An 18,072-nucleotide genomic window follows, 5' to 3' on the forward strand; every position below is an offset into this window, starting at 1 on the left:
CGAGCGGCTTACTCGTCGTAGCGGCCGGCATCCAGGAACTGGGTTTCGGGCGCTTGGGGATACTTGCGACGCAGCTGCAGGGCGAGATCGTCCACCATGGCGACGTCGCCCAGCTTGCGTTCGATGCGCAGCTGCAGCCAAAGGCTCTGCGCGTTCACCTGCTCAGGCTGGGCATTGACGCGCTTCACATAAAAGCGTGCGCGATCCAGTTCGCGGTTGCGGAACAGGACCTCGGACAGGTTCACCGCAATGGCGGGGTTGCCCGGGTCGAGCTCGAAGGCGCGCGACAGCGTCTTCTCGGCCACCAGCAACCGACCCGCACGAGCCTCGCAGACGCCTTTGGCCAGCAGGGTACGGGCGGGAGCACGGTAGGTGGGCTGGGCCAGCGCCTGGTCGAACAGCGAGTCGGCCGTGGGCCAACGTTGCTGCTGGCACATGAACCAGCCGTAGTTGTGCAGCGTGTCGGAGTCGTTCGGGTAGACGACCAGCGCGCGGCGGAAGGCGTCCTCCGCCAGCGCGGTATCGCCCATGGCAGCGTAGATCAGGCCGCGCAGGTTCACCGCCTCGCGCATGTCAGGTTTGGCTTGCAGCGCGAGCTTGAGCTCGTCCAGCGCAGTCGTGAACTGGCCGCGCGAGAAATAGCCCTGGGCCAGTTCCAACCGAATGCCAGCGCGTCGGTCGGCATCCGTCTGATCGGAATCGGTCTTGATCTCGCGGTCAGCGGCGGGCCCGGTGCCGGCACAAGCGCAGAGCAGGGCGGCGGTCAGAACGATCAGCAATCGCTTCATCAAATCCTCGGCGTTAGAACGTCATGTGGATTTGGCCACCGTCACCGGGGCCCTGACCATGCGGATATGCGCGCGGGTGCGGTCCTGAACCTCGCCGGCGAGCTGGCCGCAGGCAGCGTCGATGTCGTCGCCACGGGTCTTGCGCACGGTCGTCACGATACCGGCCTGGATCAACACCTCAGCGAAGGCCTGCACACGGGCATTGGTGCTGCGCACCAGGCCCGATGCGGGGAAGGGGTTGAAGGGGATCAGGTTGATCTTGCAGTTGACCCGCCCCTTGAGCAGCTTCACCAGTTCCCTCGCCTGTTCAGGCGAATCGTTCACTTCCTGGAGCATGCAGTACTCGAAGGTGATGAAGTCGCGCGGCGCCTTCTCGAGGTAACGGTTGCAGGCGTCCAGCAACTCGGCGACCGGGTACTTCTTGTTCAGCGGCACGAGCTGGTCGCGCAGCGGGTCGGTCGGCGCATGCAAGCTGACGGCCAGCGCCACCGGGCAGTCCTCACGCAGCCGGTCGATCATCGGCACGACACCCGAGGTCGACACCGTCACGCGGCGGCGGGAGAGGCCATAGCCATGGTCGTCCAACATGGTCTTGAGCGAAGGCACGAGCTGGTCATAGTTCTGCAGCGGCTCGCCCATACCCATCATCACCACGTTGGAGATGACGCGTTCGTCCGTATTCAGACGCTTGCGCAGGGAGTGCTCGGCAAACCAGAGCTGTGCCGTGATCTCGGCCGTCGTCAGGTTGCGGCTGAAGCCCTGGTGACCCGTGGAGCAGAAACGGCAGCCGACGGCGCAGCCGGCCTGACTGGAGATGCATAGCGTGCCGCGATCGTCCTCGGGGATGAAGACCGCCTCGACAGCATTGCCTGCGCCGACATCGAACAGCCACTTGATGGTGCCATCCGCCGACACATGTTCCGAGATCACCGGCAGCGCAGTGATCTGGGCACGGCCCTTGAGCTTGTCGCGCAAGGACTTGGCAAGGTCGGACATCTGCTCGAAGTCCGACGCGCCCTTTTGGTGGATCCAGCGGAAAAGCTGAGTCGCACGGAATTTCTTTTCGCCCAGTTGCTCGCAGTAGGCGGCCAAGCCTGGCAGATCGAATCCGAGTAGGTTGACCGCGTCCATGCGAGCCTCTGAAACGGGGGGCATGCCCCCTTTGGGGATTACCGGCCGGCGTAGACGTTCATGCCGGGAAAGAAGAACGCGACTTCGACGGCCGCGGTTTCAGCAGCGTCGGAGCCGTGCACGGCGTTGGCGTCGATGCTGTCGGCGAAGTCGGCACGGATGGTGCCCTTCTCGGCCTTCTTCGGGTCGGTGGCACCCATCAGGTCACGGTTCTTCAGGATGGCGCCTTCGCCTTGCAGGGCCTGGATCATCACCGGGCCGGAAATCATGAAGTTGACCAGGTCGTTGAAGAACGGACGTGCCTTATGAACGGCGTAGAACTGCTCGGCCTCGACGCGCGACAGGTGCACCATCTTGGCGGCAACAACCTTCAGACCGGCGGCTTCGAAGCGGGCGTAGATCTGGCCGATGACGTTCTTCGCCACGGCATCGGGCTTGATGATGGACAGGGTGGTTTCGATCGCCATGGGATTCTCCTGATGGGGCGTATTGGACAAAGCCTGTAATTGTAGCGGGCAGGGATGTCCCTAATCAGGTCAAGCAGCCCGCTCCAGGGTCCGGGCCTGCGGCCCAGACCCCGAATCAGCGGTGCCGACCGCCGAAACCACCACCCGAGCGGCCACCACCGCCCCCTTTGCCACCCCGCCCGCCCCCCCCGCCGCCCCTGCGCAGGAAGGCGTCGCCGCCGATATAGCCGACCGAGGTCTGCATAGGATCGGGCTCACGCGGACCATTGCCCTTGTTGCCGCCCTTGGCGGGCCTGTTGCCCCCCTGCTGGCCACTGCCGCCAGCGCCGAAGCCCTGCGGGATGCCGCGCTTGCCGCCCGTCGCATGGCGACGGTCGAAGGTCTGCTCCAGCGGGTTGATGTGATGCGGGATGAAGTCATCGTCCTCATCGTCGTCGTCACGGCGCTGGGCCCGCTCCTCGCGGGGCGGACGCTGCTGCTGCGCCTCGGGCGGGCGACTGGGACGCGGCCCGACGCCGCCATGACGGTCGTCAGAACGGCGCTTGTTGCGGTCCTTCTTGTTCCCTTGGCCCTGCTGCTGGCCCTGGCCCTGGCCTTGCTGTTGCTGGCCCTGGCCAGCGTTGGCGCCGTGGCCGGCCAGGCGGCGGATGACGCGCACGTCGTCGTCTCCCAGCTCCACCCAGACGCCGCGCTTCAGGCCGCGCGGCAATACGACAGTACCGTAGCGGATACGGATCAGGCGGCTGACCACCATTCCGACGGCCTCGAAGAGCTTGCGCACCTCGCGGTTGCGGCCTTCGGTGATTACCACACGGTACCAGCGGTTGGCGCCTTCGCCGCCACCGTCCTCGATGCTCTTGAATGAGGCCGTCTGGCCATCGACGCTGACGCCATCCAGCAGCTTCGCGCGCTGCTCATCGCTTAGCGAGCCCAGCACGCGCGCAGCGTACTCACGCTCAACACCGAAGCGCGGATGCATTAGCTGGTTGGCCAACTCGCCGGAGTTAGTGAACAGCAGCAGGCCTTCGGTGTTGATGTCCAGGCGTCCCACCGATTGCCACTTCTGGCCCTGCACGCGCGGCAGCGTGCGGAAGACGGTAGGGCGGCCTTCGGGGTCATTGAAGGTCGAGACCTCACCAGTAGGCTTGTGATAGGCCAGGATGCGCGGGTTGGGCGGCGAGATGCGCACGCGCACCGGCTTACCGTTGACGCGTACCTGATCGCCGAATGAAATGCGCTGGCCGACATGGGCCACCTCGCCGTTCACCTCGATCTTGCCGTCGGCGATCCACTCCTCGATGTCGCGGCGCGAGCCGATGCCGGCCTGGGCCAGCACCTTCTGCAGCTTGGGCGCGTCGGCATCCGGCGCTAGCACGCGTTTGGTCTCGCCCTCGCCCTCCTCGGCGACGCCCTCCGCCGCTTCCGGCCTGACGGCAAGCACGGGCAGCTCAGCGTCAGGCACCTCAGACTCGGCGTCCAGGCTGCCCGACAGCACATCAGCGAAGCGCGCCCCCGCGGCCTCAACCAGTTCAGGGGGCAGCGCCTGCCCCGGCTGCTCCCCGCCACCGGCCGCCTGCGTAGCGGCCTGGCGCTCGGCTCGCTCCTTGCGGTTGCGGCGGCGGTTGCGGCTGCGGCCGCCACGCTCACCGTCTTCGCCCTCGTCACCCTCGCCCTCGTCACCCTCGCCGCCATCGCCGTCAGACGCTGCCGCCGGCACCTCGTCGCCCAGCGTGAAGAGGGGTGCGGGCTCGGCCAAGGGCACCGGCACCTCGGCAGCCTCCACCACGACGTCCTCGACCGGCGCCGCAGCTGCAGCCGTCTTGCGCGGCGCACGCTTGCGTGCTGGCGTAGGCGCGCCCTCCACAACCGCGGCTTCGGGCGTGGCAGCAACCTCCTCGGTCACTGCCTCAGCCTTGCGGCGCGTGCGTTTCACCGGCACGGCGACCTCGGCCGCCGCCTCAGGCACGGCATCGGCTGCGGCCTTGGCCGTCGTACGGCGGCGCTTGGGCGCGGCGGGCGCCTCCGCGTCAGCGGCAGGAGGCAGGGGATTGTCTTGATCGGCAGCGTCGTTCATGCGGATTCGGGCTGGGGTTGCGGGGGCGGATCTTGGGGGTCGGGATTGGGAAGGGCAGGCGTGCCGTCATCGCCGAACAGGCTCAACGACGGCGCGGGCACGTCGGCCGGCTGTGCCTCGGCCTCGGCCGGCGCCTCGACTGCAGGCGCTGCCTCTTCGGCGGCCTCCAGCAGTTGGCCCTGCAGGGCCTCGAAGGCCGGCGGCTCGCTACCGACTTCCAGTGCCGGCAGCTGCTCCAGGCTGACCAGGCCCAGGTCGTCCAGGAAGGCCTTGGTCGTCGCGTACAACGCCGGACGACCGGGGGTTTCGCGGTGACCGATGGCCTCGATCCAGCCGCGGTCCTCCAACTGCTTGACGATCTGGCTGGCGACGACGACACCGCGGATGTCCTCGATATCGCCACGCGTGACGGGCTGGCGGTAGGCAATGATGGCCAGCGTCTCGAGCACCGCCCGCGAATAGCGCGGCGGCTTCTCGGGGTGCAGCCGGTCGAGGTACTCGCGCAGCTCGGGGCGGCTCTGGAAACGCCAGCCCGAAGCCAGCGCAACCAGCTCCACGCCCTTGCCCTCCCAGTCGCGGCCCAGCTCGTCGAGCAGGCCGCGCACGGTATCGGCACCGAGCTCGTCGGCGAACAGGCTGCGCAACTCGCGCAGCGTCAGCGGCTGCGAGGCACAGATCAGCGCGGTCTCAAGGACGCGCTTGGCATCCTGGGTATTCATGAACTCAACTTCGCACCCTCAATGGGCAGAGCTCTGGCGTTGTGACCCCGGTCTGGGCGCACATCAGGCGCTCACCAGAGGGCTGGGGCGGGTCCGGCACCGGCCTTCAAACGGCCGAGTGCGCAGCATGGGTTGGCGGCTTCCGGGTGGACTGCGATCCCGCGACGGGCTCCCGTCCCCACATCGTCTTTTGACGCCGGGCACGGTGCTCAGGCGCACCAACTGGATCGCATTGTAGCCTCGTCAGCCCGGCAGCTCGCCGGCCCCGATCCCGGCCCAGGCTGCGGCCATGTCCGCGGGCAGCGCCGCACGCAGCGACAGGGCCTCGCCCGTGACCGGGTGCGTGAAGCCCAGACGCGCCGCATGCAGGGCCTGACGCGAGAGGCCGAGCGCTGGCGCACCACCGTACAGCGCATCCGCCAGCAGGGGGTGGCCGCGGTGCGTCAGGTGGACACGGATCTGGTGGGTGCGGCCGGTGTGCAGCACGCAATGCACAGCGCTGACCGCCCGCCCCTGCACGTCGCCGACGCCGAGCGGAAAGACGTCGGTACGCGCCGGCTTGCCCAGGTTGGCAGGCGCAACGGCCATCTTCACCCGCGAGACCGGGTCCCGCCGCAGGGCCACCTCCACCGTAAATGCCTCCTCGACACGCCCCCAGGCCAGGGCAAGGTATTCGCGGTGCACCTCACGGGCGGCGATCTGGCGCGTCAGCGCGGTAACTGCCTCCAGCGTCTTGCCGACCACCATCAGGCCACTGGTGTCCTTGTCCAGCCGGTGCACGATTCCGGCACGCGGCAGACCGGCGCTGGACGGGTGGTGGGCCAGCAGGCCGTTCATCAGCGTGCCCGACCAGTTGCCCGGCGCGGGGTGAACAACGAGTCCGGCCCGCTTGTTGATGACGGCCAGATGCTGGTCCTCGAAAACGAAATCCAGCTCCATCGCCTCGGCGCGGAAGGCACGACTCTCGTCCGTAGGCAGCAGCTCGACCTCGACGCGCTGACCGGCACGCAGCTTGTGGGCCGCCTTCTGCAGCGGCCGCCCATCCACCGTCACGCACCCGCGCTCGATGAGGGACTGCAGGTGGTTGCGCGAGAACTCTGGCGCCAAGCCGGTCAACCAGCGATCAATACGCTCGCCATGGCCGGCGGCATCGACTTCAGCGCCTCGCCGTTCGACCTCGTCACCCCCGTCGGCCTCCTGCTCGAAGTCCTCCTGACCCCCCACCCTATACTCCGCGTCCATTGTTCCCCGTGACCGGCCGGCAGCATCGCCGTCGACTCCAGACATGTTTGTTGAGAAATTCAAGGCCGGCCGCATCGCCGCCGGCGCCGTCCTGATGGCGTTCGCGCTTGGCATGAGCGGCTGCGGCTCCACGGCCAAGGAGGATCCGAACTCCCAAGCGGCGCTGGACAAATTGTATGCAGACGCCAAGGACGACCTGAGCTCCGGTAGTTACGACCGCGCCATCAAGTCGCTGGAGAGGATCGAAGGCCGAGCGGCCGGCACGACCATGGGCCAGCAGGCCACGCTAGATGTGGCTTGGGCCTACTACAAGACCAGCGAGCGCGCCCAGGCAATCGCCACGCTGGACCGCTTCATCAAGCTCAATCCGTCTAGCCCCGCGATGGACTACGCCCTCTACATGAAGGGCATCGTCAACTTCAACGAGGACCTGGGCCTGTTCGGGCGCCTGGCCAATCAGGACGTCGCAGAGCGCGATCAGCAGGCCTCGCGCGAAGCCCTGCTGGCCTTCCGACAGCTCGTCGAGCAGTTTCCCGAGTCCAAGTACGCCGCCGAGGCGACGACGCGCATCAACTTCATCACGAATACGCTGGCAGCCTACGAGATCCACGTGGCGCGCTACTACTTCAACCGCAAGGCCTACGTCGCCGCGGCCAACCGCGCGCAGAGCGCCGTGGCTGAGTTCCAGCACGCGCCCGGCATTGAAGAAGGCCTGTTCATCATGAGCGAGAGCTATGACAAGCTGGGCCTGACCCAGCTGCGTGACGATGCCCGCCGAGTGCTGGACCAGAACTTCCCCAGCAGCGTCTACGCCTCCGGCAACTCGGCCAAACGCAAGCCCTGGTGGCAGCTCTGGTGATTTGAATCGAACGGGCCGCTCAGGCCCGTTCTGCATTTAGGCGCTGCAGCCAGGCCAGCGCCTCGGTCTCGTTGGTCACCGGCGTCATCGGCGGCAATGCCGCACGCAGGCGGCGGCCGTAATTCATGCCAGCCATGCGTGGGTCGCACACCACGAGCAGGCCACGGTCGGTCTCGGTGCGAATCAGCCGACCGGCACCCTGCTTCAGCGCGATCGCCGCTTCCGCGACGAAATACTCTGCGAACGCGTTACGCCCCTGGGCCTCCAGCCGTTGCACTCGCGCCTCGACAAGCGGATCGTTGGGCGGCGGGAAGGGAAGCTTGTCGATGAGCACGCATTGCAGCGCGTCGCCCGGCACGTCGATGCCCTCCCAGAAACTGGCCGAGCCGACGAGCACGGCCGCCGGGTTGTCCACGAAGCGCTGCAGCAGCACGCGCTTCGGGGCTGCCCCTTGCTGGAGCACGGAGATGGTGTCGCCCGCCTCCTCAAAGCGCTCGCGCAGCGCGTCCGCCACCGTCTGCAGGTTGCGCAGCGTGGTCGTCAGCACGAAAGTACGGCCACCCAGTGCCCGCGCCATGCGCGAAGCCAGCAACGCGACGCTAGCGGGGTGACTAGGCTCACTGGGCTTGGGAAACCCGCGCGGCACGTAAAGGCGTGCGTTCGCCGGGTAGTCGAAGGGACTGCCGACGCGCAGCACCTTGGCATTCGTCAGGCCGGCGGGTTCGGTGAACCAGGTCAGGCCCTCGTCGTCGCCTAGCGTGGCAGAGGTGAACACCCAGGCCTTGGGGGGGCCTTCCAGCTGCTGCTGCATCGCATCACGGATGTCGAGCGGCGACTCGACCAGACGCGCCGAATGCGGGCTGATGTCGATCCAGCGCACGTCGCCCGGGTCGGGGTCGACGGCGAAGGCCTTCGCCAGATCGCGCAGTTCCTGGGCTCGTTCGCACAGGCGCGCAAAGTCCGGAGCTGCCTCGCGCACAGCCGTCAGCGCCTCCAGCGCGGCGGCTACGGCGGCCTCAACACCGCCCAGTGCGATCGAGAAGCCCGGCTGGCCCGCGCGCTCCTTCCAGCCCAGCTTGAGCGTACCGCGCAGCTCACGGCCGGCCGTCGCGAGAGGGCCGGCTGCAGCAAGACGCAGCTCGCGCGCCGCCCTCTCCACCCCGCCATGCAGCCCCTGCCAATCCTGCACACCACGCGCATGAGCTAGCCCCTGCGCCAGCAGGTCACGGGCAAAGTCGATCAGGGCCGCTGTGCCAAGCAGCGTACCGAGGAACTGCACGCCGGCCTCTGCAAGCTGGTGGGCCTCGTCGAAGATGGCGATCTCTACGCTGGGCAGCAATTCGGCGACGCCACTATCGCGCAGCGTCACGTCGGCGAAAAAGAGATGGTGGTTGACGACGACAACATCCGCCTCCATCGCCTCGCGGCGCGCCTTCACGACGTAGCAGGCCTTCCAGTCGGGGCATTCCTGGCCCAGGCAGTTCTCGCGGCTTGAACTGACGATGGGGATGATTGGCGAGCGCTCGTCCAGCCCGTCAATCTCGGCGAAGTCGCCTGTAACCGTGCCAAGGGCCCAACGCTCAATGCGCGCCAGCGACAACGCCGTGCGGCGGTCCGGGAACTCTCCGGACACACGCGCCTCCCTCATGCGATGCAGGCACAGATAGCTGCTGCGCCCCTTGAGCAGCGCGAGACGCACCGGCATCTGCAGCGTCTTCGTCAGCCGCGGCAGATCGCGCAGGAAGAGCTGGTCCTGCAGGCTCTTGGTGGCCGTGCTGATCAACGCCCGGCTGCCGGCCAGCAGCGTCGGCACGAGGTAGGCGAAGGTCTTGCCGACGCCCGTGCCGGCCTCGACGACCAGGGCCTCGCGACGGCTCAGCACGCGGGCTACGGCGCGGCTCATTTGCAGTTGGGGCTCGCGCGGCTTGTAGCCCGGGTCCAGGCGCGCCAGCGGGCCGTCGGCATCGAAAGCGGCAACGACAGCCTGTTCGAGTTCGTCGACGGCGGGCGGGGCGGGAGGGGTGGCCTTATCGAGAGCGTCGAGCCAGTCGTCCAGATCAGGCGGGTTCATCGGGCTCGTTGGCGGCCTCCAGCCGGGCAATCATGTCTCGCAGGGCAAGGCGGCGTTTCTTCAGCCGCTGCAGCGCCAGTTCGTCCACCGGTTGCTGCTCGACGAGGCGATCAATCATCGCGTCGAGATCGGCATGCTCCATACGCAACTCGATGAGCCGCCGCGACACCGAGTGAAGTTGTTCATCCATCCGAAAGGTTTCTAGGGCGGGTTGCAACGGGCCGGAAGCTCGCCGCCAAGTATAGTTTTCGGCATGCCGCCTCCCACCGCCGTCGGATTCCGACTCAACGCCGCCACCGGCACCCATCGTGGGGACCGGGCCTACCAGCAAGACCAGGTGGCCGTCCTTGCCCATCCGCGCGTCGCGGGCTGCATGATGGGCATCGTGGCCGACGGCATGGGCGGCAAGAGCGGCGGCCGCAAGGCGGCCGACCAGGTCGTGCTGACCGCGCAACAGCTGTTCGAGCGCTACTCGCCCGAGGACGAATCACCGGCGGAACTGCTCAGCCAGATCGTGGCCGAAGCGCACCTGATGATCAAGCTGACGGCCATCTCCGCCGAGGAAGAGCCTCACAGCACCATCGCCAGCTTCGTTGTCACCGGCGACCGCTGCGCGCACTGGATCCATTCCGGCGATTCGCGCATTTACTGGTTCCGTGGCGCCCGGCTGGTGAAGCGCTCGATGGACCACTCCTATGTACAGCGCCTTGTCGACGAAGGCCAACTGAACGAAGCCGAGGCCAGCTCACATCCGCAGAGCAACCTGCTGACGGCCTGCCTGGGTACGGTGCAAGACCCGTCATCTACCTCGGAACGGTTCGAAGGCCTGGAGGTCGGCGACACGCTGATGTGCTGCAGCGATGGGCTGTGGCACTACTTCACTGCGCAGGAACTGGGCAGCGTGCTCTACAGCCTGCCACCGCGCGAAGCAGCCGAATTGCTGGTAAGCAAGGCTCGCCAACGGGCGCGCGGGGGCGGCGACAACCTGTCCATCGCCATCGTCAAGCTCGAGAACCTCGACTGAGCTGCCACCAGGCAGCGCGCCCGCCGACATAGCGCGACACGAAACGCATCACTTCGGCATCGATGCCGCCGACGCACCGGGCAGCGGCAGTGGGGCCGCTAACGGCTTGGTGCGGTTCTTTTCCTTGGCCGCATGAGCTGCCACCCGCTGCTGCTGCTGCAGCTCGCGCTCCCGCGCGCGTTCGCGGCGCCTAGCGGCTACGGCATCGGCCTTCTGATCGGCCTGCTGCCGCACTTGTGCGGCCTGCTCGGGGCTTTGTGCACGGACCGGATGCGATGCGGGTGTCGACGGCGGGTGCGCCGCGACGACTCGCTCGTGGCGTTGCCCCTCGTCCTGGGCCGCAACCTGCTCCCGCTCGCGCACCCGCTGCGCCTGGGCCTCGGCGCGCTGGCGGCGCTCCTCAGCTGCAAGTTCGTGCTCGCGCCGGACCAGCGGCACCAGCGCATCGTGACGGCGCTGGCGCAGGTCGTCGAGACAGGCCGAGACGCTGAAGCGCTGTTCGCATTCAACCTGCTCGCGAGCAAAACGCTGCTCGATCGCGGCCCGCTGAGCCGCAACCTCGACACGAGTTGCAGGCTGGGCCCCGGCGGCGGCCGCAACGAGCAAGAGAATGACGGCGAATGGCTTCATGTCAACGAAGTATCGACCTCGCGGCGCGCCAGGGCCAGGTACTCCGCTGAACGCATCTCCTGCAGCCGCGACACGGTACGAGGGAACTCATGGGCCAGCGGGCCTTCCGTGTAGAGAGCCTCGGCAGGCACGGCGGCCGATATGATGAGCTTGACGCGGCGGTCGTAGAGCACGTCCACCAACCAGGTGAAGCGACGCGCCTCGCTGGCGAGGCGCACCGGCATCTCGGGCACTTCGGACAGGATGACGGTGTGGAACTGGCTGGCCAGCTCCAGGTAGTCGTTCTGCGACCGCGGCCCCCCACAAAGGGTGGCGAAATCGAACCAGACGACACCGCCAGCGCGTCTGCGCGCGTAGAGGGCGCGGTGCTCGATCATTAGCTTGCGATCCTCGTCTTGCGCCTCGGCCAGAGACTCGAAGGCCCGCGTAAGCGCGGCCTCGGTCTCGCCGTTGAGTGGCGTCAGATAGAGGTTCATGTCCTCCAGCGTACGGCGCCGGTAGTCGGTGCCGGCATCGACATTGATGACCTCGAGATTGGCCTTCAACAGCTCGATGGCCGGCAGGATGCGGTCACGGTGCAGGCCGTTCGGATACAGCTCGTCAGGATGGAAGTTGGAGGTCGTGACGATGGAGACGCGGTTGCGGAACAGTGCGTCCAGCAGCCGATGCAGGATCATCGCGTCCGTCACGTCGGCGACGTGGAACTCGTCGAAGCAGATCAGGCGGAAGCGCCGCGCAATGCGCTTGCCCAGTTCCTCCAGCGGGTCGGCGATGCCTTTGAGCTCCTGCAGTTCGCGGTGCACCTCCCGCATGAACTCATGGAAGTGCAGCCGCGTCTTGCGTGTCAGTGGCACGGCCTGGAAGAAGCAGTCCATCAGGAAGCTCTTGCCACGGCCCACGCCGCCGTACATGTAGACGCCGCGCGGGATGGGCGGACGCACCAGCAGCTTGGTCACTGCATTGCTGCGGCGGGCCTTGTAGGCCTCCCATTCATCCTGGCAGCGCTGCAGGGCTTGAATGGCCCGCAGTTGCGCCGCATCGGCAGTGAAGCCGCGTTCGGCGAGGGTCTGTTGGTAGAGGTCGGTGACTGATGTCATCAGAAAAAAAGGGCGACTGCTCGGCCGCCCCTTTCATCATGCCGCTTTGATCAGAAGTTCAGCGTGCGCTTGTCCACGGCCAGGGCTGCTTCCTTCGTCGACTCGGACAGTGACGGATGGGCGTGGCAGATGCGGGCGATGTCCTCGGCCGAAGCCTTGAACGCCATCGCCATCGTCGCCTCGGCGATAAGCTCGGAAGCCATCGGACCAATGATGTGCACGCCCAGAATCTCGTCGGTCGCGGCATCGGCCAGGATCTTGACGAAACCCGATGTGTCGCCCAAAGCGCGCGCGCGGCCGTTGGCCAGGAACGGGAACTGGCCGGCCTTGTAGGCCTTGCCCTCCGTCTTGAGCTGCTGCTCGGTCTTGCCGACCTGTGCAATCTCGGGGCTGGTGTAGATCACCGACGGGATGATGTCGAAGTCCACATGGCCGTGTTGGCCGGCGATGCGCTCTGCAACCGCGACGCCCTCTTCCTCGGCCTTGTGCGCCAGCATCGGGCCACGCACGACGTCGCCGATGGCCCACACGTTGGGCAGGTTGGTCTTGCAGTCGTGGTCCACCTCAATGGCGCCACGGCCATCCAGCTTCAGACCCACGGCCTCCGCGTTCAGGCCGATGGTGTTGGGCACGCGACCGATGGAGACGATGAGCTTGTCGCATTCCAGCTTCTGCTCGCCGCCCTTGGCGTCGGTGTAGTTGACGACAACGCCCTTCTTGCTCGTCTTCACATCGCCGATCTTGACACCCAGTTCGATGGCCAGGCCCTGCTTCTTGAACAGCTTGGCGGCTTCCTTGGCGACCGACTCGTCGACGGCAGGCAGGAAGGCCGGCATGGCTTCCAGCACGACCACCTCCGCCCCCAGGCGACGCCAAACCGAACCCAGCTCCAGGCCAATGACGCCGGAGCCGATGACGCCCAGCTTCTTGGGCGTTGCGGGAATGCGCAGCGCGCCATCGTTGGACAGCACCAGCTCCTCGTCGAACGGCAGGCCCGGCAGCGCGCGGGCGTTGGAGCCGGTCGCGACGACGACGTGCTTGGCGGTGATGGTTTCCTCGCCGGCCTTCAGTTCATAACCACCGTCCTTGGCAGCGACGAAGCTGCCGCGCCCGTGGAAGAACGTCACCTTGTTCTTCTTGAACAGGTACAGGATGCCATCGTTGTTCTGCTTCACGACGCCGTCCTTGCGGCCCAGCATCTTGGCAACGTCTATGCCGACGTCACCGGTGCTGATGCCGTGGTCGGCGAAGTGCAGCCTGGCATGCTCGAAGTGCTCGCTGGACTGCAGCAGCGCCTTGGACGGGATGCAACCGACGTTGGTGCAGGTGCCGCCAGGCGCTGGACCGCCCTTGTCGTTCTTCCACTCGTCGATGCAGGCCGCATTGAAACCCAGTTGGGCGGCACGGATCGCGGCGATGTAGCCGCCGGGGCCGCCGCCAATGACGACGACGTCGAATTGCTTGGTGCTCATGCTGATCGGGTCCTTGGATTAGATGTCGAACAGCAGACGCGACGGGTCTTCCAGCGCATCCTTCATGGCCACCAGGCCCAGCACGGCTTCGCGGCCGTCGATGATGCGATGGTCATACGACATAGCCAGGTAGTTCATCGGACGGATGACGATCTGGCCGTTCTCGACGACAGCACGGTCCTTGGTCGCGTGCACGCCCAGGATGGCCGACTGCGGCGGATTGATGATGGGCGTCGACAGCATGGAGCCGAAGGTGCCGCCGTTCGAGATCGAGAACGTTCCGCCGGTCATCTCATCGATGCCGAGCTTGCCTTCCTGGGCCTTCTTGCCGAACTCGGCGATCTTCTTTTCGATGTCGGCGAAGCTCATCTGGTCGGCATTGCGCAGGATGGGCACGACCAGGCCGCGCGGCGAACCGACGGCGATGCCGATGTCGAAGTAGCCGTGGTAGACGATGTCGTTGCCGTCAACCGACGCGTTCAGCACAGGGTACTTCTTCAACGCATGCACGGCGGCCTTGACGAAGAAGCTCATGAAGCCCAGCTTGGTGCCGTGCTCCTTCGTGAAGCTGTCCTGGAACTTCTTGCGCAGTTCCATGACCGGCGCCATGTTGACTTCGTTGAAGGTCGTCAGGATGGCATTGGTGGACTGCGACTGCAGCAGGCGCTCGGCGATGCGGACCCGCAGGCGCGTCATCGGAACGCGCTGCTCGGGGCGGTCGCCCAGGTTCTGGGCCTGCGGTGCGGCCACGGCGGGCAGCGGCTTGGCGACGGCGGGCGCAGCGGGCACGACCAGCGGCGCAGCTGCCGGCTTGGCACCAGCAGCCAGGGCATCGCCCTTGGTCACGCGGCCGTCCTTGCCCGAGCCGGCGACGTCGGTGGCAGCAAGGCCCTTCTCGGCCAGGATCTTGGCCGCGGCGGGCATGGCCACATCACCCTTGTTGACGGCAGCGGTGGAGGCTGCAGCAGGCGCCGCGGCCGGAGTCGCGGCGGGCGCTGCGGCCCCGGCTTTACCCTCGGTATCGATCTTGGCCAGCAGCTCCTGGCTGACGACCGTGGCGCCGTCGGCCTTGATGATTTCGCTCAGCACGCCGGCAGCGGGTGCAGGCACTTCCAGCACAACCTTGTCGGTCTCGATCTCGACGAGAGTCTCGTCAATGGCAACGGCTTCGCCGGGCTTCTTTTTCCAGGTCAGCAGCGTGCCTTCGGAAACGGATTCGGAGAACTGGGGAACTTGGACGTCAACGATGGCCATGGTGGGCTCCGTGTCTTGTATTTGGGGTGTTGTGGCGCAGGCGCAAGCGAGCGCAGCACCATGGATGGTGCTGCGCGGCTACGGTCTTATTTGGTGAGGATGAAGCCCTTGAGCTTGGCGAAGGCCTGATCCAACAGGGCTTTCTGCTGCTCCTGGTGCAAATGGGCGTAACCACAGGCGGGGCTGGCGCTGGCCGGACGGCCGGCGTAGCCGAGTTTCTGGCCCTCGGTCATGTTCTCGTGCACGTAGTGCTGCACGAAGAACCAGGCGCCCTGGTTCTGCGGTTCATCCTGGCACCAGACGATGTCCGTGGCGTTCGGGTACTTCTTGAGCTCGGCCGCGAAGGCCTTGTGCGGGAAGGGATAGAGCTGCTCGACACGAACGATGGCCGTATCGTGCGACTTCTTCTCCTCGCGCTTGCGCACCAAGTCGTAATAGACCTTGCCTGAGCAGACGATGACGCGCTTGACCTTGTCGGCCACGATGCTCTCGTCGTGCTCGCCAATGACGGTCTTGAACTCGCCCTTGGTGAAGTCGGCCAGCGGGGACGTGGCGTCCTTCGCGCGCAGCAGGCTCTTGGGAGTCATGATGACCAGCGGCTTGCGGAACATGCGCAGCATCTGGCGACGCAGCACGTGGAAGATCTGCGCGGCCGTCGTCGGCTGCACGATCTGCATGTTGTTGTCCGCGGCCAGCTGCATGAAGCGCTCCAGACGGGCGGAGCTGTGCTCGGGCCCCTGGCCTTCGTAGCCGTGCGGCAGCATCATCACCAGGCCGTTGGCGCGGCCCCATTTCACTTCGCCGGAGGCGATGAACTGGTCGATGACAACCTGGGCGCCGTTGACGAAGTCGCCGAACTGGGCCTCCCAGATGGTCAGCGTGTTGGGCTCGGCCGCGGCATAGCCGTATTCGAAGCCCAGTACCGCCTCTTCCGACAGGATGGAGTCGATGACGACGAAGGGAGCTTGGCCCTCGCCGACGTTCTGCAGAGGAACGTAGGCGCCTTCGTCCCAGTTCGAGCGGTTCTGATCGTGCAGCACGGCGTGGCGGTGCGTGAAGGTGCCCCGGCCGGCATCCTCACCCGACAGGCGCACCGGATAGCCTGAGGCCACCAGCGACGCGAACGCCATGTGCTCGCCCATGCCCCAGTCGACGTTGATCTCGCCGCGGCCCATCGCGGCGCGGTCGCCGTAGAGCTTGCTGACGAGGTTGTGCGCCGCGAAGTCCTTGGGTAGCGTCGTGATCTTCTCGGCCAGGCGCTTCCACTCGGCGCCGGGGATTGCGGTATCGCAACTGTCCGTCCACTTCTTGCCCAGGAAGGGCGACCAGTCGGTGGCGAACTTGCTCTTGAAGTTGGTCAGGACCGGGTCCACCGTGTGACGCCCCTCGTCCATCGCGGCACGGTAGGCTTTGACCATTTCGTCGGGACCTTCGGCGGTCAGCACGCCCTGCGCCACCAGCTTGTCGGCGTAGACCTTGCGCGTACCGGGGTGGGCGGCGATCTTCTTGTACATCAGCGGCTGGGTCAGGGCCGGCGTGTCCTGCTCGTTGTGGCCCAGCTTGCGGAAGCAGACGATGTCCAGCACCACGTCCTTCTTGAACTCGGCGCGGTAGTCCATGCACAGCTCCATGGCCCACACGACGGCCTCAGGGTCGTCGCCGTTCACGTGCAGCACCGGAGCCTCGATCATCTTGACGACGTCGGAGCAGTACCAGGTGGAGCGCAGGTCACGCGGGTCGCTGGTGGTGAAGCCAATCTGGTTGTTGATGACGATGTGCACCGTGCCGCCCGTACGGTAGCCGCGGGTCTGGGCCATCGCCAGCGTTTCCTGCACAACGCCCTGGCCACCAAAGGCCGCGTCGCCGTGCACCAGCACCGGCAACACCTGCGCACCATCCTTGTCGCCGCGGCGGTCCTGGCGGGCACGCACGCTGCCCTCCACCACCGGGTTGACGATCTCCAGGTGGGAGGGGTTGAACGCCAGGCTCAGGTGCACCGGGCCACCCGACGTGGAAACGTCGGAGCTGAAACCCTGGTGGTACTTCACGTCGCCGGCCGGCAAGTCCTCGGCGGCCTTGTGCTCGAATTCTGCGAACAGATCGGCCGGCATCTTGCCCAGCGTGTTGACCAGCACATTGAGACGGCCACGGTGCGCCATGCCGATGACAATTTCCTGCACTCCGCGCTCGCCGCCGTGCTGGATCAGTTCGTCCATCGCGGCGATGAAGCTCTCGCCACCTTCGAGCGAGAAGCGCTTCTGGCCCACGTACTTGGTGTGCAGATAGCGCTCAAGGCCCTCGGCCGCGGTCAGCCGCTCCAGGATGTGCTTCTTCTTCTCGGAACCAAAGCTGGGCTTGCCACGCGCCTTCTCCAAGCGCTCCTGCCACCAACGCTTCTCGCCGGGGTCGGAGCCGTGCATGAATTCGGAGCCGATGCTGCCACAGTAGGTCTCGCGCAAGGCCTGCACGATCTGGCGCAGCGTCATGGTCTCGCCACCAAAATAGCTGTTCACGGCGCTGAACGAGATGTCCATGTCGGACTCGGTCAGGTCGTAGAACGCAGGATCGAGCTCGGGAATCTTGGGGCGCTCGGCGCGCTTGAGCGGGTCAAGCTCGGCCCAGCGGTTACCGAGGAAGCGATAAGCCGCGATCAGCGACTGGACATGGACCTGCTTGCGGGCGACGGCAAGGTCGGCGCTGCTGGCCTTGTTGGCAAAGGCGTTGGCCTTGGCACGTTGAGCGAAAGATTCGATGACCGGTGCATGGGCCACATCGCGGGCCTCGCTGCCGTCGACCGCCGGCACGTGCTGGAGCGCATCGAAATAAGCGCGCCAGTTGTCGGGGACGGAACCCGGGTTGTCGAGGTAGGCCTCGTACATCTCCTCCACGTACGGCGCGTTGCCACCGAACAGGTAAGAGTTGGCCTCGTATTGCTGCATCATCTTTCGCTCACCTCATGCCCCGGTTTCCAGGGAGTTGGCTGGTTGAAGAACCTTCCGCGACACGGCTCGACCGATTGGCGGATTGCGACCCACCTCGCTGTTGCCAGCAAAGGGACGGGAAGGACCGGGAACCTGTTCTGCTGCTTGCAAAGCCTGCCGCCCCCGCGGGGTGCGGACTTTCCGAGTAACAGACCGGTTCCATCTCAGGAGGCGAACTCTAGCACCAAGGGTTTGCCCGACAAGTCTTGATGGGCGTCAGAAAGTTGACGGAAAAGTAAACTCCATATCCGCGACAGCCCCGC

At 66.2% G+C, this 18,072-nt stretch carries 15 protein-coding genes; 2 read left to right on the plus strand and 13 right to left on the minus strand.

What is annotated here, in order from left to right; translation table 11 throughout:
• Nucleotides 1-8: 8 nt before the first annotated feature.
• From pilW to QM732_RS15370, 6 genes are all read right to left on the minus strand, one after another.
• On the minus strand, nucleotides 9-788 hold the full coding sequence (pilW, locus tag QM732_RS15345; RefSeq protein WP_415656983.1) for a type IV pilus biogenesis/stability protein PilW: 780 nt from the start codon (nucleotides 786-788) through the stop codon (nucleotides 9-11).
• 21 nt (nucleotides 789-809) lie between these two features.
• A complete protein-coding gene (gene rlmN, locus QM732_RS15350) occupies nucleotides 810-1,919 on the minus strand; it encodes a 23S rRNA (adenine(2503)-C(2))-methyltransferase RlmN (protein WP_415659390.1) in 1,110 nt (369 codons plus the stop codon).
• Between the two features lie 38 nt (nucleotides 1,920-1,957).
• The gene (gene ndk, locus QM732_RS15355; RefSeq protein ID WP_057297017.1) at nucleotides 1,958-2,386 is read right to left on the minus strand and encodes a nucleoside-diphosphate kinase; all 429 of its coding nucleotides are present in this window, start codon (nucleotides 2,384-2,386) and stop codon (nucleotides 1,958-1,960) included.
• Nucleotides 2,387-2,501: 115 nt separating this feature from the next.
• Nucleotides 2,502-4,460, minus strand: a complete 1,959-nt coding sequence (locus QM732_RS15360) for a pseudouridine synthase (protein WP_415656984.1) — start codon at nucleotides 4,458-4,460, stop codon at nucleotides 2,502-2,504.
• A complete protein-coding gene (scpB, locus tag QM732_RS15365; protein ID WP_415656985.1) occupies nucleotides 4,457-5,179 on the minus strand; it encodes an SMC-Scp complex subunit ScpB in 723 nt (240 codons plus the stop codon). The genes QM732_RS15360 and scpB overlap by 4 nt, the downstream gene beginning before the upstream one ends.
• 243 nt (nucleotides 5,180-5,422) lie before the next feature.
• Nucleotides 5,423-6,421 carry an RluA family pseudouridine synthase gene (locus QM732_RS15370; protein WP_415659391.1) on the minus strand — a complete coding sequence of 333 codons (999 nt, stop codon included), beginning with the start codon at nucleotides 6,419-6,421 and terminating at the stop codon, nucleotides 5,423-5,425.
• Between the two features lie 94 nt (nucleotides 6,422-6,515).
• Here QM732_RS15370 and QM732_RS15375 point away from each other — a divergent pair, with 94 nt between their 5' ends.
• Nucleotides 6,516-7,280, plus strand: coding sequence for an outer membrane protein assembly factor BamD (locus tag QM732_RS15375; RefSeq protein ID WP_415659392.1), 765 nt, complete (start codon nucleotides 6,516-6,518; stop codon nucleotides 7,278-7,280).
• Nucleotides 7,281-7,299: 19 nt separating this feature from the next.
• Here QM732_RS15375 and QM732_RS15380 read toward each other — a convergent pair whose 3' ends face one another.
• The gene (locus tag QM732_RS15380) at nucleotides 7,300-9,351 is read right to left on the minus strand and encodes an ATP-dependent DNA helicase (protein ID WP_415656986.1); all 2,052 of its coding nucleotides are present in this window, start codon (nucleotides 9,349-9,351) and stop codon (nucleotides 7,300-7,302) included.
• Nucleotides 9,338-9,541: a YdcH family protein gene (locus tag QM732_RS15385; protein ID WP_415656987.1), complete on the minus strand. Its 204-nt coding sequence runs from the start codon at nucleotides 9,539-9,541 to the stop codon at nucleotides 9,338-9,340. Before QM732_RS15385 ends, QM732_RS15380 begins: the two co-directional genes overlap by 14 nt.
• Nucleotides 9,542-9,604: 63 nt before the next feature.
• Here QM732_RS15385 and QM732_RS15390 point away from each other — a divergent pair, with 63 nt between their 5' ends.
• Nucleotides 9,605-10,375, plus strand: coding sequence for a PP2C family protein-serine/threonine phosphatase (locus tag QM732_RS15390; protein WP_415656988.1), 771 nt, complete (start codon nucleotides 9,605-9,607; stop codon nucleotides 10,373-10,375).
• A gap of 48 nt (nucleotides 10,376-10,423) precedes the next feature.
• Here the strand turns inward: QM732_RS15390 and QM732_RS15395 are convergent, their stop codons facing one another.
• From QM732_RS15395 to QM732_RS15415, 5 genes are all read right to left on the minus strand, one after another.
• Nucleotides 10,424-11,005 (minus strand): hypothetical protein, encoded by a 582-nt coding sequence (locus QM732_RS15395; RefSeq protein ID WP_415656989.1) that lies wholly within the window; start codon nucleotides 11,003-11,005, stop codon nucleotides 10,424-10,426.
• Nucleotides 11,002-12,102: a cell division protein ZapE gene (gene zapE / locus QM732_RS15400; protein WP_415656990.1), complete on the minus strand. Its 1,101-nt coding sequence runs from the start codon at nucleotides 12,100-12,102 to the stop codon at nucleotides 11,002-11,004. Before zapE ends, QM732_RS15395 begins: the two co-directional genes overlap by 4 nt.
• A 50-nt stretch (nucleotides 12,103-12,152) precedes the next feature.
• Entirely contained in the window at nucleotides 12,153-13,574 is a 1,422-nt protein-coding gene (lpdA, locus tag QM732_RS15405; RefSeq protein WP_415656991.1) for a dihydrolipoyl dehydrogenase, read from the minus strand.
• A gap of 18 nt (nucleotides 13,575-13,592) precedes the next feature.
• On the minus strand, nucleotides 13,593-14,828 hold the full coding sequence (odhB, locus tag QM732_RS15410) for a 2-oxoglutarate dehydrogenase complex dihydrolipoyllysine-residue succinyltransferase (protein ID WP_415656992.1): 1,236 nt from the start codon (nucleotides 14,826-14,828) through the stop codon (nucleotides 13,593-13,595).
• An 86-nt stretch (nucleotides 14,829-14,914) separates the two neighbouring features.
• The gene (locus QM732_RS15415) at nucleotides 14,915-17,770 is read right to left on the minus strand and encodes a 2-oxoglutarate dehydrogenase E1 component (protein ID WP_415656993.1); all 2,856 of its coding nucleotides are present in this window, start codon (nucleotides 17,768-17,770) and stop codon (nucleotides 14,915-14,917) included.
• Nucleotides 17,771-18,072 lie beyond the last annotated feature (302 nt).

Source organism: Roseateles sp. (genome assembly GCF_047654805.1).
Taxonomy (GTDB): Bacteria; Pseudomonadota; Gammaproteobacteria; order Burkholderiales; family Burkholderiaceae_C; genus Pelomonas.

Excerpts from the sequence above, each read along its gene's own strand:
- lpdA (WP_415656991.1), bottom strand. The coding sequence starts at position 13,574 with ATGAGCACCAAGCAATTCGACGTCGTCGTCATTGGCGGCGGCCCCGGC.
- QM732_RS15385 (WP_415656987.1), bottom strand. The coding sequence starts at position 9,541 with ATGGATGAACAACTTCACTCGGTGTCGCGGCGGCTCATCGAGTTGCGT.
- QM732_RS15395 (WP_415656989.1), bottom strand. The coding sequence starts at position 11,005 with ATGAAGCCATTCGCCGTCATTCTCTTGCTCGTTGCGGCCGCCGCCGGG.
- scpB (WP_415656985.1), bottom strand. The coding sequence starts at position 5,179 with ATGAATACCCAGGATGCCAAGCGCGTCCTTGAGACCGCGCTGATCTGT.
- pilW (WP_415656983.1), bottom strand. The coding sequence starts at position 788 with ATGAAGCGATTGCTGATCGTTCTGACCGCCGCCCTGCTCTGCGCTTGT.
- QM732_RS15375 (WP_415659392.1), top strand. The coding sequence starts at position 6,516 with ATGGCGTTCGCGCTTGGCATGAGCGGCTGCGGCTCCACGGCCAAGGAG.
- ndk (WP_057297017.1), bottom strand. The coding sequence starts at position 2,386 with ATGGCGATCGAAACCACCCTGTCCATCATCAAGCCCGATGCCGTGGCG.
- QM732_RS15370 (WP_415659391.1), bottom strand. The coding sequence starts at position 6,421 with ATGGACGCGGAGTATAGGGTGGGGGGTCAGGAGGACTTCGAGCAGGAG.
- odhB (WP_415656992.1), bottom strand. The coding sequence starts at position 14,828 with ATGGCCATCGTTGACGTCCAAGTTCCCCAGTTCTCCGAATCCGTTTCC.
- QM732_RS15380 (WP_415656986.1), bottom strand. The coding sequence starts at position 9,351 with ATGAACCCGCCTGATCTGGACGACTGGCTCGACGCTCTCGATAAGGCC.
- QM732_RS15360 (WP_415656984.1), bottom strand. The coding sequence starts at position 4,460 with ATGAACGACGCTGCCGATCAAGACAATCCCCTGCCTCCTGCCGCTGAC.
- QM732_RS15415 (WP_415656993.1), bottom strand. The coding sequence starts at position 17,770 with ATGATGCAGCAATACGAGGCCAACTCTTACCTGTTCGGTGGCAACGCG.
- zapE (WP_415656990.1), bottom strand. The coding sequence starts at position 12,102 with ATGACATCAGTCACCGACCTCTACCAACAGACCCTCGCCGAACGCGGC.
- rlmN (WP_415659390.1), bottom strand. The coding sequence starts at position 1,919 with ATGGACGCGGTCAACCTACTCGGATTCGATCTGCCAGGCTTGGCCGCC.
- QM732_RS15390 (WP_415656988.1), top strand. The coding sequence starts at position 9,605 with ATGCCGCCTCCCACCGCCGTCGGATTCCGACTCAACGCCGCCACCGGC.